15 protein-coding genes and 1 tRNA gene are annotated in these 16,344 nt (G+C 35.6%); 2 read left to right on the forward strand and 14 right to left on the reverse strand.

The window, feature by feature from the left end; translation table 11 throughout:
- Positions 1-163 precede the first annotated feature (163 nt).
- The 3 genes from rnc to DWB61_RS09755 are packed head-to-tail and all read right to left on the reverse strand — an operon-like array spanning position 164 to position 2,426.
- Positions 164-910 (reverse strand): ribonuclease III, encoded by a 747-nt coding sequence (gene rnc, locus DWB61_RS09745; protein WP_125030720.1) that lies wholly within the window; start codon positions 908-910, stop codon positions 164-166.
- 3 nt (positions 911-913) lie between these two features.
- Complete coding sequence (gene fabF, locus DWB61_RS09750; protein WP_125030721.1) at positions 914-2,167, reverse strand: beta-ketoacyl-ACP synthase II; 1,254 nt, start codon at positions 2,165-2,167, stop codon at positions 914-916.
- A 22-nt stretch (positions 2,168-2,189) separates the two neighbouring features.
- Positions 2,190-2,426, reverse strand: a complete 237-nt coding sequence (locus DWB61_RS09755; protein ID WP_125030722.1) for an acyl carrier protein — start codon at positions 2,424-2,426, stop codon at positions 2,190-2,192.
- Positions 2,427-2,808: 382 nt separating this feature from the next.
- Between DWB61_RS09755 and purN the strand changes: the two genes are divergently transcribed.
- The gene (gene purN, locus DWB61_RS09760; protein WP_125030723.1) at positions 2,809-3,384 is read left to right on the forward strand and encodes a phosphoribosylglycinamide formyltransferase; all 576 of its coding nucleotides are present in this window, start codon (positions 2,809-2,811) and stop codon (positions 3,382-3,384) included.
- Between the two features lie 79 nt (positions 3,385-3,463).
- Here purN and DWB61_RS09765 read toward each other — a convergent pair whose 3' ends face one another.
- From DWB61_RS09765 to leuS, 4 genes are all read right to left on the reverse strand, one after another.
- The gene (locus DWB61_RS09765; RefSeq protein ID WP_125030724.1) at positions 3,464-4,768 is read right to left on the reverse strand and encodes a M23 family metallopeptidase; all 1,305 of its coding nucleotides are present in this window, start codon (positions 4,766-4,768) and stop codon (positions 3,464-3,466) included.
- 211 nt (positions 4,769-4,979) lie between these two features.
- Positions 4,980-5,840: a YitT family protein gene (locus DWB61_RS09770; RefSeq protein WP_125030725.1), complete on the reverse strand. Its 861-nt coding sequence runs from the start codon at positions 5,838-5,840 to the stop codon at positions 4,980-4,982.
- A 69-nt stretch (positions 5,841-5,909) separates the two neighbouring features.
- On the reverse strand, positions 5,910-6,770 hold the full coding sequence (locus DWB61_RS09775; RefSeq protein WP_125030726.1) for a YitT family protein: 861 nt from the start codon (positions 6,768-6,770) through the stop codon (positions 5,910-5,912).
- Positions 6,771-6,887: 117 nt separating this feature from the next.
- On the reverse strand, positions 6,888-9,650 hold the full coding sequence (gene leuS / locus DWB61_RS09780; protein ID WP_125030727.1) for a leucine--tRNA ligase: 2,763 nt from the start codon (positions 9,648-9,650) through the stop codon (positions 6,888-6,890).
- Between the two features lie 349 nt (positions 9,651-9,999).
- On the opposite strand from leuS, the gene DWB61_RS09785 reads away from it, so the two are divergent.
- Positions 10,000-10,073, forward strand: a tRNA-Arg gene (locus tag DWB61_RS09785).
- 118 nt (positions 10,074-10,191) lie between these two features.
- Here DWB61_RS09785 and DWB61_RS09790 read toward each other — a convergent pair.
- The 7 genes from DWB61_RS09790 to gdhA form a co-directional block, all read right to left on the reverse strand.
- Entirely contained in the window at positions 10,192-10,659 is a 468-nt protein-coding gene (locus tag DWB61_RS09790) for an ExbD/TolR family protein (protein ID WP_125030728.1), read from the reverse strand.
- The gene (locus DWB61_RS09795) at positions 10,659-11,234 is read right to left on the reverse strand and encodes an ExbD/TolR family protein (RefSeq protein ID WP_125030729.1); all 576 of its coding nucleotides are present in this window, start codon (positions 11,232-11,234) and stop codon (positions 10,659-10,661) included. The genes DWB61_RS09790 and DWB61_RS09795 overlap by 1 nt, the downstream gene beginning before the upstream one ends.
- A gap of 48 nt (positions 11,235-11,282) precedes the next feature.
- A complete protein-coding gene (locus tag DWB61_RS09800) occupies positions 11,283-11,687 on the reverse strand; it encodes a hypothetical protein (RefSeq protein ID WP_225423375.1) in 405 nt (134 codons plus the stop codon).
- A 54-nt stretch (positions 11,688-11,741) separates the two neighbouring features.
- Positions 11,742-12,575 carry a MotA/TolQ/ExbB proton channel family protein gene (locus DWB61_RS09805; RefSeq protein WP_125030731.1) on the reverse strand — a complete coding sequence of 278 codons (834 nt, stop codon included), beginning with the start codon at positions 12,573-12,575 and terminating at the stop codon, positions 11,742-11,744.
- Positions 12,576-12,788: 213 nt separating this feature from the next.
- A complete protein-coding gene (locus DWB61_RS09810; protein WP_125030732.1) occupies positions 12,789-13,814 on the reverse strand; it encodes an asparaginase in 1,026 nt (341 codons plus the stop codon).
- A gap of 132 nt (positions 13,815-13,946) precedes the next feature.
- On the reverse strand, positions 13,947-14,714 hold the full coding sequence (locus DWB61_RS09815; RefSeq protein ID WP_125030733.1) for a TatD family hydrolase: 768 nt from the start codon (positions 14,712-14,714) through the stop codon (positions 13,947-13,949).
- A gap of 104 nt (positions 14,715-14,818) precedes the next feature.
- A complete protein-coding gene (gdhA, locus tag DWB61_RS09820) occupies positions 14,819-16,153 on the reverse strand; it encodes an NADP-specific glutamate dehydrogenase (protein ID WP_125030734.1) in 1,335 nt (444 codons plus the stop codon).
- Positions 16,154-16,344: the final 191 nt, after the last annotated feature.

Genomic DNA, 16,344 nt, shown 5'->3' on the forward strand with positions numbered 1-16,344 from the left:
ATAAAGCTACATTATTTTACTTTTATATGCAAGAACAATAAAGCAAGCAAAAGCACGGAACACCCAGTAATAAAGGGGCACAGGATCTATAAAACCCAAAAGAGGATGATAGCTAACTATCATCCTCTTTTGCTCTGCGAGCAGAATAAATTATTAACTACAATTATGCTGTAGCTACCAAAGGTTCCTCAAGCTGCATTAAAGCTTCTTTTGCAGCCATTTGTTGAGCCTCCTTCTTAGATGCACCAATACCTTTCCCCAGCATGCTTTTCTCAACTTCAACTTCTGAAATGAAAACTGGCAGTTTCATCACCTGATCCAAACCATCTTCACGAGTATCAAAAACAACATCTTTCTTATTTTTCTGAGCCCACTCAATGAGTTTACTCTTAAAATTTGTTTCCACATTAACAACTTCTTCAATATTAATGTAGTTACGGAAGATCTTGTCTTCGATAAAAGTTTTAGTTACAGAATATCCCTGATCAAGATAAATAGCTCCAATCAAAGCTTCGAAAGCATCACCATAAATATGTTTATTATTATTCAGGTTAACATTCGACATCACTTGCTTATCCAATCCAATCGCAAGAGCCAGTTTATTTAAAGATTCACGGCTAACAATTTTAGAACGGATTTGAGTGAGAAATCCCTCACTCTTATTGGGAAAGTATTTATAAAGAATATCAGCCGTTATAGATCCTAAAATAGCATCTCCTAAATATTCAAGACGCTCATTATTCATAGGAACTCCATCCTTACAAGGAATGGAAGCTGATTTATGCACAAGCGCTTGCTCGTACAAATCTAATTTATTAGGCGTAAAGCCTAAAAGATCAAAAGACAATCCATAAAACTCCCTCTTAGGTAAGAATCGAAGTTTTATGGATTGAATAATAGATTTAATCACAAATTATTCAGTAAAAGATTTGAAAATTACTGAAGCATTGTGTCCACCAAAACCAAACGTATTGCTTAAAGCTGCTCTGATAGGGCGCTCTTGAGCATTGTGAAGAGTAAGGTTTAATTTAGGATCAATTTCAGGATCTTGTTCTCTGTGATTGATAGTTGGCGGTACAGTAGAATTTTTAATTGCCAAAATACTAGCAATTGCTTCAACTGAACCGGCAGCTCCCAAAAGGTGACCTGTCATTGATTTTGTGGAACTAATGTTCACATTGTATGCATGCTCGCCTAAAACAGCTTTAACTGCTCTCAATTCCGGAATATCTCCTACTGGAGTCGATGTTCCATGAACGTTGATATAGTCTAAATCTTCAGGCTGCATATTAGCGTCGCTAATTGCCATTTTCATAGCATTAATCGCACCACGTCCTTCAGGATGTGTTGCCGTCAAGTGATAAGCATCACCAGACATCCCACCACCAACAATTTCAGCATAAATTTTAGCACCACGGGCTTTAGCGTGTTCATATTCCTCAAGAATAAGAGCGCCTGCGCCTTCTCCCATTACAAAACCATCACGGGTTTTACAAAATGGACGAGATGCTTCTTTGTACTCATCATTGTTAGTTGAAAGGGCCTGCATCGAGTTAAATCCTCCTAATCCCGCTTCATTAATAGAAGCTTCTGAACCACCTGATATAAAAATATCAGCTTTACCCAAACGGATATAGTTCATTGCATCAATCATAGCGTGCGTAGAAGAAGCACATGCAGATACTGTACCGTAGTTCGGTCCCTGGAAACCATATTTCATAGAAATATGACCGGCTGCAATATCAGAAATCATCTTAGGAATAAAGAAAGGAGAGAAACGAGGAGTTCCGTCCCCGTTTGCATATCCTGTTACTTCATCTAAGAAAGTCTTAATTCCGCCAATTCCAGAACCCCAAATTACTCCGGCTCTTGTTAAATCTTCAGCCTCCAAATCGAAACCTGCATCCTCGATTGCTTCATTTGCAGCAATTAAAGCATACTGTGCATAAAGATCGAGTTTACGAACTTCTTTGCGATCGAAATGCGCATTAGGGTCGAAGTTTTTAACCTCGCAAGCGAACTGTGTCTTGAATTTTGAAGCATCGAACTGGCGAATCTTATCAGATCCACTCACTCCGTTCTTCAAACTCTCCCAATACTCGGCAATATTATTACCGATAGGGTTAATGGTTCCAAGACCAGTTACTACTACTCTTTTAAGTTCCATAAAAAGGTTCTGGGTTAATTAATTACTTAGCGTTTTCTTCGATATAAGAAATAGCGGCACCAACAGTCCCGATGTTTTCAGCTTGATCGTCTGGAATAGCGATGTTAAATTCTTTTTCGAATTCCATGATTAACTCAACGGTATCCAATGAATCAGCTCCTAGGTCGTTAGTGAAGCTAGCTTCAATAGCAACTTCTGTTTCATCAACACCCAATTTGTCAACAATGATTGCTTTTACTCTAGATGCAATATCAGACATAACTTTAAATTTTAGATTAATATTTAAATAATTGTTTTTCAACTCTGCAAAGAAATAAATTTAGTGATTAAAATCAAACTTATTTCCACATAGTTGGTCGCAAAGATAATCCTTTTTCTCTCTCAAGTGAAAGAATTTTCTATTAAATTCAACCCACACAACGCTTTCTTCCTGATAATCTGACAAATACAAAACCAAACTAATCATCACAGTTGAAATTTGAGTTTATATTATTAAGGCTTAGATCAAAAACTCCTGAATAATAAAATAAAACAACTTGAAAATAAGATGATAACTCATAAAGTTAAAAATGATAATAATCAGAGGAGTATAAATTCATTTATTAATTAACTTTGCGGAGATTAAATATGAAAAAACAACCATGAAAAGAATTGCCATTTTTGCTTCTGGATCAGGAAGTAACGCTGAGAATATTGCTCATTATTTCAAATCAAATCCTGAGGTTGAAATCTCAATTATTCTTAGCAACAAAAAAGATGCTTTTGTTCTCGAAAGAGCAAACAAGCTCAATATCCCAAGCCAATCTTTCACTCGAAATGATTTTTACGAGTCAAACACTATCGTTGATTTATTAAAAAACAAGAAAATAGATCTAATTGTATTAGCAGGATTCCTATGGCTAGTGCCAGATTCTCTAATAAAAGCCTTTCCTAATGCCATTGTTAATATTCACCCTGCTCTTCTTCCTAACTATGGTGGTAAAGGCATGTATGGCATGAATGTTCACAATGCTGTTATTACCAATAAGGATAAAGAAAGTGGTATAACCATCCATATTGTGAATGAAAAATACGACGATGGAGAAACCATTCTTCAGGCAAAATGCCAAATCGAAGAGAATGATACAGCTGAAGATCTTGCCAATAAAATACATGATCTAGAATATGAGCATTTCCCACGTGCCGTTGAAACTTACTTGAACAAGATTAAAAAATAGACTTATTAAAGAATAGAAAAAATGGGAGATAGCTTAATAAGCTGTCTCCCATTTTTATTTAATGTCTTTTTAGATCTAATTATAAACTCATAATACTTGAATCAAGTGCGACCTCATTTTCAGCAATATTTTCCTCAACACCTAATTCAATCAAAAGCTGATTCTTAATCATATTATAAGCTACAACATTCTGTGCTGAGACAGGTGCTACAGGAGGCGATTTCATTTTAAGAGGATTAATTGCAGTTCCATTCTTATGAACTCTGAAATCTAAATGTGGGCCAGTAGCCAATCCACTTGCTCCAACGTAACCAATTACTTGACCTTGCTTAACCCGCGCACCAACTCCAACATTTTTGCCAAATCGAGAGAAGTGCATATAAGTTGTAGAGTAAATTGAGTTATGCTTTATCGTTAGGTAGCGTCCTCCTCCTTGGCTCTGATTTCCTTTTTTAACCACAATACCATCACCAATAGTCATAACAGGTGTTCCAGTTGGAGCGGCATAATCGATACCATGATGTGGACGATAACGCTTAAGTACAGGATGAAATCTATTATTTGAAAATTTAGAACTAATACGTGAGAAACGCAGAGGTGCTTTCAGAAAGGCTTTCTGTAAACTCTTACCCTCTTCATCGAAATAACCTTTTTTATCTCCATCATCAAATGCAAATGCATAATTGTTTGATTTATGATGAACAAAATTGGCAGCAATTACTTTAATCTGATGGATAGATTTTCCATCAATCATTTCTTCATCGTAGATAACATTGAATTCGTCTCCTTTACCAATACCAAAGAAATCAATCGTCCAAGCATAGATGTCAGACAATTCCATCGAAAGAACTGGATCTGCACCAACCTCAACCATTGCATTCCACAAGGAAGATTCTATTGTACCTTTAACTTGTTTACGAACTGTCGTAATCTCCTTTTGTCCTTTATAAACTTGAATAGTGTCCGTTAAATCAAAAACGATATATTCCTTAGGGGTATTCTCGTAAATAAAGTATTCAGCCGTCCTCAAGCTATCCTTAGTAAAAAGCATGGCATACTTCTTGCCCGATCGAATTTTGCGGACATTGAATACCTTCTTTGCTTTTTGAGCAATCTCATGAATAAGCTTCGAAGATACTCCTTGCTTATCAAGTATAACTGAAAGGGTTTGATTTCGCGTTACCTTATGCTCCTCAAGCTGAAAATTATCTATAGGAAAACCATATTTATAATTGATTTCCTGATTTTGGACAGAATCAATTAATACAGGTTTAGCTTTGTCGGCAGGTGTTAATTCTACATCCTTTCTATTTTTCAGGAAAAATAAGCCTGCAAGAATAAGAACTGGAATGATTAGGTATTGAACTTTAAGGAAACGTTTCATAAAATAATTAAATCTTCAAAATAGAACTTCGGTCGGATATCTTCACAAATCGGCTTCTTTCATCTTCACAAGTTTGTCATCTGGCCAACTTAGTCGCCGAAGTTAAGATATAAAAGATGTGGATACAAATTGCCGGGTATTAGAATAAGCTAATCCCGGCAATTTTAACATTATTAAACCTATCCAATCTGTTCTCTATAAACAGCTGATACTATTTTATTTTATCGAAACCTTGTCCATAAACTCCCATGACCGATCCCATTGATATAAACGCATCTGGATCTAGAACTTTAACCATTTTTAAAATGGCTTGTGAGTCTTTCTTCTTGGCTAAAAGCATTAAAACTTTTACATCTTCCTGAGAGTATCCTCCTTTTGCTTGCAGTTCGGTTAAACCTTGATCGAGATTTGTAATGAGTTCTATTCTAATTTCATCAAACTTTTTAGTAAAGATGAAAATTTGAACCGATTGCTTACTCCCTTCAATCACCATATCCACACAATAAGCACTCACTCCCATAGCTACAAAACCATATACAACTTGCTCAATAGAGTTCGAAAGAAAGTACGACGATGAAATGATTATTAAATCTAAAGTCAATAAAAGCTGGCCAGGACTATAATTTCGGTACTTATTAATCATCATAGCAATAATATCGGTACCACCAGTACTTCCACCTTGAGAAAGAATAATACCTGCACTAGCTCCAGCCATAATACCACCAATTATAGCACACATAAATCTATCACTGACCAAAGGTTCTGTGAAAATAGATTGCAAGAGCCATAAAAAGAAAGACAAAACAAAAGTTGCGAAAATGGTTTTGATACCAAATCCGAAACCTAACACTCTCATAGCTAGAACAAGCAGCAATCCATTAATAATAAGAACAGAATAACCTACTTTAAAACCTGTCGCGAAATAGATAATGGTTGCAATACCACTCACTCCACCACCAACGATCTCAGATGGAATTAAGAAACCTGTCCAGCCTACTGAACCGATAAAAAGTCCTAGTGCAATAATAAAATAGGACTTAAATTGCTTGGTGAAATTTACAACACTTGTCATTATCTAATTTTAAGATGATTTTCCCACATGGGATTTTTATTTTCGGGCACAAAGCTAGTAAGATTTTCCTTAAGCACGAATTTCATCAAAACCAAAACCATAAACTCCCATGACAGATCCCATGGAAACAAAGGCATTAGGATCGTGCTGTTTTACCAATTTGAAAACCTGTGGTGTTTCATGTTTACGCACAACAACCATCAGCATCTTTTTATTCTCTTTTGAGTACCATCCCATAGCATCGATAACAGAAATTCCTCTATTAATATTTAATCCAATCTCATCGGCTAACTTCTCATGATCCTTAGTAATAATAAACATTTGAGCCGATTGTTTACTTCCACTTATGACCATATCTATAGCATAAGAAGCAACCCCCATCGACACATAACCATAAACAATGGTTGGCACATCACCAAAAACAATATACGAAGATGCAATAATAAAGACATCAAAATATAGGATTACACGTCCAGGACTGATATTCTTATATTTATTAATAATCATGGCTATAATATCAGTACCACCACTACTTCCTCCCTGAGAAATAGTAATTCCAACACCTGCCCCTCCTAATATACCACCAATAATTGCAGCCATAAATTTATCATCAACTAAAGGCGCTGTGAAAAATTTTTGTTGAACACTAAGAAAAACTGAGCCCAATATAATAGCATAAATAGTCTTAGCTCCGAATTTTGGACCTAAAATTTTTAAAGCTATAATAATGAGAAAACAATTAATAATGAAGTAAGACACACCTACCGGGATGGTCTCTTTGGATCCATAAAAAATTAAAGTTCCAATACCACTAACGCCACCTCCTATGATTTCTGATGGAATTAAAAAGGCGGTCCAGCCAAAACTATAAATTGCCAATCCCAATGCAATGATTAAATAGGATTTTAACTCTGAGGTGTTAAATTTCATTTTATGAATTATTACTTTTTAAGATTAATTTATCAATTGTTATAAAAAAAGAAAAGCTTTAGTTTCATTGAGTAGTCAATGAAACTAAAGCTTTTCAAATATGAATTTAGCTTTCTTTTAGACTACTATATTTACAATTTTTTTAGGGACAATAATCACCTTTTTAGGTGTTTTACCATCTATCCATTTCTGGGCCTGTTCATTATTCATTACAGCCTCTTCAATTTCATCTTTAGTCAGGCTTAATGAAAGTTCAAGTATAAATCTCATTTTCCCATTAAATGACACCGGATATGAATAAACATCTTCTACTAAATAAGCTTCATTTAAGACAGGGAATTCAGCATCAGTAATACTATTAGTATGACCACAAAGCTTCCAAAGCTCCTCTGTAATATGAGGTGCAAAAGGTGCTAAAAGAGCAAGTAACTCTTCCAAAATAGCTTTCTTATTGCACTTAATCGTATTCAACTCATTTACACAAATCATAAATGCTGAAACAGAGGTGTTGAATGAAAATCGCTCAATATCCTCCTGAATTTTCTTAATTGATTTATGAAGAATTTTATATTCATCTTTTGTAGGCTCATCTGTTGAAATCACAAATTCATTCTGTTCATTATGGAATAAACGCCACAATTTCTTCAGGAATTTATGTACCCCATCAATGCCATTAGTATCCCATGGTTTTGATGCTTCCAATGGTCCTAAAAACATTTCATACAAACGAAGCGTATCAGCCCCATATTCATCAACAATCACATCTGGGTTAACGACATTAAACATCGACTTCGACATTTTCTCGACCGCCCAACCACAAATGTATTTACCTTCTTCTAATACAAATTCAGCATCTGCATACTCAGGCATCCATTTCTTGAAAGCTTCAGTATCTAAAACATCGTTTTTAACAATGTTTACATCAACATGAATTTGGGTTGTATCATACTCTTCTCTCAAACCATATGACACATATTTATTGGTATTCTTAATACGATAAACAAAGTTAGAACGACCTTGAATCATACCTTGATTTATCAATTTTTTGAAAGGTTCATCTTTACAAACTTTACCTATATCGTAAAGAAATTTATTCCAAAAACGTGAATAAATTAAGTGACCTGTTGCATGCTCGGTACCACCAATATACAAGTCAACATCCTGCCAATACTCATTAACATCCGCAGAAACCAACGCATCATTATTACGAGGGTCCATATAACGTAAATAGTAGGCAGATGAACCTGCAAAACCTGGCATGGTATTCAACTCAATAGGATGACCATCTTCGGTTGTCCAATTGGTTGCACGTCCCAATGGTGGTTCACCCGTTTCAGTAGGTAAATATTTATCAACCTCTGGTAATTCAAGAGGTAACTTATCAAGATCCATCATCTGTGGCATCCCATCCTTAAAGTAAACTGGGAAGGGTTCTCCCCAATAACGTTGACGAGAGAAAATCGCATCACGTAAACGAAAGTTAATTTTACGCTTACCTAATCCTCTTTCTTCAATTTCAGTATTTGCTTTTACAATGGCATCCTTAACGTCCAATCCGTTCATAAAGTCAGAATTGATCATTTCCCCTGACTTAGCATCATATGAACCTTCGCTTAAATCACCGCCTGATACAACAGGAACAATTGGCAAATCGAAATGCTTAGCGAAAGCATAATCACGACTATCATGAGCAGGAACAGCCATAATAGCTCCTGTTCCATATCCAGCCAAAACGTAATCACTCACCCAAACAGGAATAGCTTCTCCTGAAAATGGGTGTATCGCATATGAGCCTGTGAATTCACCGCTAACCGTTTTAACGTCGGCCATACGTTCTCTTTCAGTACGCTTTTTAGTCGCTGCAATATAAGCTGCAATTTTTTCTTTACATTCTGGAGTAGTTAATTGATCTACCAGCTCACTTTCTGGTGCCAAAACCATAAAGCTCACACCAAAAATAGTATCAGGTCTAGTTGTGAAAATAGTCATCTTCACATCAGAGTCCTTCACCATAAAATCCATCTCAGCTCCTTCGGAACGACCAATCCAGTTACGTTGAATTTCTTTTAATGAGTCTGTCCATTCAAGCTTCTCCATATCTTCAAGTAAACGCTTTGCGTAAGCAGAAACTCTTAAAGACCATTGACGCATTTTTTTCTGCTCAACTGGATGTCCTCCTCTAACAGATAAACCTTCTTTAATTTCATCATTGGCAAGAACTGTACCCAACTGAGGACACCAGTTCACCATTGTATTGGCCAAATATGCTAAACGATAATTCAAAAGAATTCCATCTTGTTCTTTTTCGGATAGAGCATTCCATTCTTCAGCAGTAAAGATATCTTCCTGAGAGGTTGAAGCATCAACCTCTGCATTTCCTTTAGTTTGAAATTCTAGAACCAAATCAGAAATTGCCTCAGCTTTTTGAGTCTTATTATTGAAATAATGTTTAAACATTTCAACAAAAGCCCATTGAGTCCACTTATAATACTCAGGATCAGAAGTGCGAATCTCTCTATCCCAATCGTATGAAAAGCCGATTTTATCTAATTGCTGACGGTATCTCTTAATATTAACATCCGTTGTTATTGCTGGATGCTGACCGGTCTGAATCGCATACTGCTCAGCAGGCAAACCATAAGCATCGTAGCCCATAGGATGCAATACATTAAATCCCTTTAAACGCTTATAGCGAGAATATATATCAGAAGCAATATAGCCAAGTGGGTGTCCTACGTGTAAACCAGCCCCTGATGGGTACGGAAACATGTCGAGAACATAAAATTTTGGTTTGCTTGTATCAACATCAACTTTATAAGTCTTGTTATCTACCCAAAACTTTTGCCACTTTTTTTCTATTTCTTTAAAATTGTATTCCATGTTCAATAGCTAATTAGATATGAATTCCGATTACATACGGGTTGAGTTAATCTAGAGACCTAGATAAATCTCACACTTTCAATCTGATTGATAATTAAATGATATAGATTTCGAATTTCACTATTATTAATAATTGCAAATTAAAATAACAAAACTGGAGCCTTCATTAAGGCGCAAAAGTAGCAAAAGTTTGAAATAAATGTGAACTTTATTTTAGTAAAGAGAAATTATTAAATTTTGTCTATTAGGACTTTAGCAAATTGCAAGAAAATTTCGAGGGGTGATCACAGAAGCAAGAAGCCAATTTCCATAAATAAATGAATTAATTTTCTAAATTTGTCTTTAAATTGGCTCCATAGTTCAGCTGAATAGAACGTCAGATTCCGGTTCTGGAGGTCATGGGTTTGAATCCCATTGGGGTCACAATAAAGCTCGAAGTGTTAACTTCGAGCTTTTTTCATTTCAATCGTGCATCAAAAATTACAGCACAAAAAAAAAGGAGTCCATCAGGACTCCTTTTAATTATATATCGAATAATAAATTATTCAGCAGTTTGTCTAGTTGAATAGTTCAATTTAAGAGAACTCGCTTTTCTAAGCTCCTGCTTAATATCAGTGATAATACCCATTTTAGTGTATTGATCAACTTTCAATGAAGTAGTCAACTTATTACGTAATTCTTCTTTTCTTGACTCACGCTCTGTACTAATAAAAGCCTGAATATCATCAACTGTTGCAAATTGGTCGTTCAACTGGATACGAGGCTCAGATCCGTAAGTCTTCGCAAATTTTCTCATAGGCACACCTACATAGATGTTACTAACAAGATCCTTCTTTTCCAATTTAGTTATCTCTTTCGCTTCTGGTACCATAATATCCACATTCAAATCTACTTCTCTCATGGTTGTTGCAACCATAAAGAAAAATAACAACATGAATACAATATCAGGAAGAGAAGCTGTTGATATGGCCGGTAATTCTTTTTTACCGTCTTTTCTAAACTTTGACATTATTTACCTCCTGTATTTCTTGGTTCTGCTTCAGAAATCTGTACTGGGATATATTTTCTAACCGCTTCTTGCTGATCTGCATCAAGCTGGTCATATTTCTTACCCCATTTTTGCATTGACTTCTCATCTTTTAACTCACGAGAAGCGGCTGCAAGTTCATCCTGAACGCGAATGTAAGTTGCGTATTGTGTTCCACGGTCATTCTGTAACGAGATCAATCCCTTAGAAACCATAACGTCACCAAAATAGGGTACGTTTTTCAAGGCTTTTTCTGGAAGTGTCTCAAGATTTGAAGGATTCATGAAGAACTCCTTAGTTTTTTCGCGTAAATCCGAAATCCTAAGAATTTCTCCGTTCACCAACAATTCGTTGTTACGATTCACCAAAATGGAAAAAACGTTACGTTTTTTAACCTTAACATCAACATCCTGTTGTTCCTTATCTGGAATCGGTGGCAACTTTTTGTAGATACCTGTATCTACATCCATTGTAGTTGTCACCAAGAAGAAAATAAGCAACAAGAAAGCGATATCGGCCATCGAACTCGAATTTATCTCTGGTGTTTTTCTTGCCATAATATTATTTATTAAGGTTTACGATTTGAATTTAATCAAATCATTGTCTTAGCGAAATTTTCTCAAAGTTTCTGTCACTACGATAGAAACGATAGCACCAACACCTAAAATATACATCGTATAAAGAATAGTATCAGCAAACTTTAATGCTCCAACATTATTGTCTTCTCCTGTGTAACCAGGAAGATTTAATAATGTACCGTCAGATAAAGAATATGCTACCAAGATAATTAATCCAAGACCAGCAAGTCCAGCTAATCCTAAAATTGCTCCTTTAGGATCAGATACGATCTGAAGTACAGGAAACAAGATTGATAAGCCAACAGTGATAATGAATAAAGCCTTTGCCCATTGAATCAACGAATCAGTATAAACTGGTGTTGTATAGGCTGCATTTGGCACTTCTCCACCAAAGTAAAACATGGCTACAAAAATAACTGTAAGACCAAGCATTACATAGGTAAGAATATTTAAATATTTACTCAATGTATTTGACATAGTCGGAAATTATTTTTTCAAGTTGTATTTTACTAAGATATCAAGAAGAGAAATAGATGCATCTTCCATGTTGTTAACAATACTATCAATTTTAGCAGTACAGTAGTTGTAGAATACCTGAAGGATCATAGCTACGATCAAACCAGATACAGTTGTAATCAAAGCAACTTTAATACCACCAGCTACAGCAGCAGGAGAAATAGTACCCATTGACTGAATAGAGTCAAATGCACCAATCATACCGATTACAGTACCCATGAAACCCAACATAGGAGCAAGACCAATCATCAAAGAAATCCAAGAAAGACCTTTCTCTAAAAGACCCATTTGAACTGAACCGTAAGCGATTACTGATTTCTCAACAACGTCTACACCTTCTTCGATACGATCAAGACCTTGATAGAAGATACTAGCGATAGGACCGCGAGTGTTTCTACAAACTTCTTTAGCAGCATCAACACCACCATTGTTCAACGCTTCCTCTAGGCTAGCGATCAACTTCTTAGTGTTTGTAGTTGACATGTTTAAGTAAATGATTCTTTCAATACAAAGAGCCAAACCTAAAATAAGAGTCAACAATACAAAACTCATAAACATCGCACCACCTTGGATGAATTGTTTTTTTACTACAGCGTGGAATGAAGTACTTTCTACTTCTTCCTCCATAACTGGAGCTACTTCTTCTACAGCAGTTTCTTGAGCTGCAACTTCCTCAGTTGTTTCATCCTGAGTATCTACGGTAGCTTCGGTAGTTTCAGCTGTCTCATCTTGAGCAACTGCATTAAATGATGCTCCAAAATTCAGCATCCCGATAACTGCTATAAATGCAAATAACTTTTTCATAGTCTGTTTTTCAAATTTTAATTAACGAAATTATTTTTTACAAAATTAAACGGTTACAATCAAAAAATTGATTAACAATAATCAATTAAATTTTCTTTTTAAAGAACAAGCTTAAACCTCTTATATTACCTATATCTCACTCCTTTTCTTATGTAATACAAGATGATTTTAACAGTGCACCAAATTACAAAAAAAAAGTGAAAAACAAATTTTCTATTGGCATAATTCACCTTTAATAGACTTATTTAAAAAGAATTTTATCTTATCTGAATCAAGCTGCTGTCCAAGCAAAAACATTAGCTTGGTGATAGCTGCTTCAGTTGTGATGTCATGACCACTCACAACCCCTATCTTTAATAACTCAACACTTGTTTCGTACAAGCCCATATCCACACTACCTGCTGGGCACTGAGTCACATTATATACAATAATACCTTTATCGATTGCATCCTTAAGGGAAGCTACAAACCATTCATCTGTTGGTGCATTTCCTGCCCCATAGGTTTCAATCACAACGGCTCGTAAACCCTCGATATTCAAAATAGCATCTACCGTTTTTTTATTAATGCCTGGGAATATTTTAAGAATAGCAATATTGGTATCTAAATCCGTCGCAATTGCAAACTCATTCTCTGTCGAAACTTTTTGAATAACGGCATGGTTGTAATGAATATTAATACCCACTTTTGCCAAATCCGGATAGTTGTATGAATAAAAAGCATTGAAATATTCCGCATTATGCTTTGTCGTGCGATTCCCCCTAAATAATTTATTCTCGAAAAGCACACAAACTTCTGGAACAATCGCTTTACCATCTTTATAATCGGCGGCAATTTCAATGGCAGTAATCAGGTTTTCCTTACCATCAGTACGTAACATCCCAATTGGCAACTGCGAACCCGTCAACACAACTGGTTTTTCAAGGTTATCAAGCATGAAACTTAAAGCTGATGCAGAATATGACATCGTATCGGTACCATGAAGAACAACAAAACCATCAAATTTCTCATAGTTTTCTTTAATCATATTCGCAATCTTAACCCAAACTTCTGGATTCAGATTAGAAGAATCGATAAGTGGTTCAAAAGCTACTGAAGTTAAATCGAAACCAAATCCATTGAGTTCTGGCACCTGCTTTAGAATATGATCAAAATCGAATGGTTTTAAAGAACCATTTTTTGGATCTTTTACCATCCCAATAGTTCCTCCAGTATAAATTATCAAAATTGAAGTCTTCATTTACTTATAAATTTCATGTTTTAACATTCCGATTAAAATCGGGAAATAATCACTTTAGCAAAACTACTCTTTGACCTTGTCTATTCAAGACAGAAGATTTTCGCAAATCTAACATCCCTGTCTAAAACTTGTTTAAATTTTAAATAGATTTTGAGCATTTCGACTTGTTATCTTAGTCACCTCATCAAGACTCAAATTGTGAATCTCAGCTAATTTTTCAGCAATAAAAGCAACATAAGCCGACTCATTCCTTTTCCCACGTTTGGGAGTTGGTGCCAAATAAGGGGAATCAGTTTCTAAAATTAAATATTTTGTATCGATTTCTTTAACGACTCGATCTAATCCAGAATTTTTAAAAGTAAGGATTCCATTTAAACCTAATAAAAACCCCATAGAAATTGCTTTATTGGCCTGCTCTAAATTTCCAGTAAAAGAATGAAACACACCAGTAAGATTTTTAGATTTGAAAGGTTCCAAAACTTCAAAGATTTCTGAAAAAGATTCACGCGCATGAATAACAACTGGCAATTCTCTTTCAACAGCCCAATTCAATTGTTTTTCGAAAACCAATTGCTGTTCCTTCAAAAAGGTTTTATCCCAATACAAATCGATTCCAATCTCACCAATTGCAATAAAACTTTCCTTTTTCAACCATTTCTCACAGATAGCCAATTCTTCCTCATAATTCTCTTTCACAGAAGTTGGGTGCAAGCCCATCATTGGCAAACAATAATCTGGGTAGTTTTTCACCAATTTAAACATGGGTTCGATTGACTCGGAATCAATATTTGGCAAAAAAATTTGGCCCACATTAGCATCTTTTGCTCGTTGAATTGCTTCAGCGATATCCTCGTCAAAAGCTTCAGAATAAATATGAGAGTGGGTATCGATTAACTTCATAAAAAATTGTATTGACTATGAAATTGGCTTTCAAAATTAATTTTCACACTTATAAAAAAAGCCGGCTAAAGCCGGCTCTTTTTTATATTTGAATCGCTAGGAGATTATACACATCCTTGAGCCACCATCGCTTCAGCAACTTTTACGAAGCCTCCAATGTTTGCACCATTTACGTAATTAATCTTACCTTCTTTTGTACCGAAACGTACACAAGTATCGTGAATATCTTTCATGATACGAGATAATTTAGCGTCAACTTCTTCAGCTGTCCAGTTGAAACGAAGCGAGTTTTGTGACATTTCAAGACCTGAAACAGCAACACCACCAGCATTAGCTGCTTTACCAGGAGCAAATGAACTGTTCTCACATAAGTAAAGCATAGCTTCTGCAGTACAACCCATGTTAGAAGTCTCAACAACATACTTACATCCGTTTGCAACAAGAAGTTTAGCATCTTCTTCGTTCAATTCGTTCTGAATTGCACAAGGGAAAGCCATATCAACTTTTACACCCCAAGGCTTTTGTCCAGCGAAGAACTCAGCACCAAATTTCTCAGCGTAAGGAGCTACAACATCATTGTTAGAAGCACGAAGATCCAATAAGTAATCAATCTTCTCTGCATCTAAACCTTCTTTATCGTAAATGTATCCATCAGGACCAGAAACAGTAACAACTTTAGCACCAAGCTCAACTAATTTAAGAGCAGCACCCCAAGTTACATTACCGAAACCTGAAAGAGCAACAATTTTGCCTTCTAATGTCTCATTGTTTTCAGCAACCATATGCTGAGCAAAGTAAACAGAACCAAAACCAGTCGCTTCAGGACGGATTAAAGAGCCACCAAACTCAAGTGGCTTACCAGTTAATACACCAGTAAATTCGTTACGAATTCTCTTATATTGTCCGAAAAGGTATCCGATCTCGCGACCACCTACTCCGATATCACCTGCAGGAACGTCAGTGTTAGGACCAATATGCTTACACAACTCAGTCATGAAACTTTGGCAAAAACGCATAATTTCGTTATCTGATCTTCCTTTTGGGTTGAAGTCAGAACCACCTTTACCACCACCCATAGGTAGAGTAGTCAAAGAGTTCTTGAAAGTTTGTTCGAAACCTAAGAATTTAAGAGCACTTAGAGTTACAGAAGGGTGAAAACGTAAACCACCTTTGTAAGGTCCAATTGCAGAGTTAAACTCAACACGGTATCCACGGTTAATCTCTACTTCGCCATTATCGTTGAACCAAGGCACTCGGAACATGATAGTACGTTCTGGCTCACACATTTTCTCAAGAATTTTAGCATTCTTGTATTTAGGGTTAGAATCGTAAGTTTCCCATACAGATTCTACTACTTCTTGTGCAGCCTGGTGAAATTCTGCTTCACCTGGAGTTCTACCCTTAAGGGCTTCCATGAATTCATTAATCTTCGCTTCCATGTCCAAAATATGTTATGAAATTAAAATAAGATTGTTGTGATACAATTGTTAATATTTTGGTTCAAATGTATATAAATTTTAAGAACCTCAATTTTTTTTAGTAAAAAAATTCAAACGTTTTAAAAAACACTTAACCTTTAATTGCCAGACAATTACATATTTGAAAATCCTGCTCTACAACATCAGCTAAA

The organism is Ancylomarina euxina, from assembly GCF_003863355.1.
Lineage (GTDB): Bacteria > Bacteroidota > Bacteroidia > Bacteroidales > Marinifilaceae > Ancylomarina > Ancylomarina euxinus.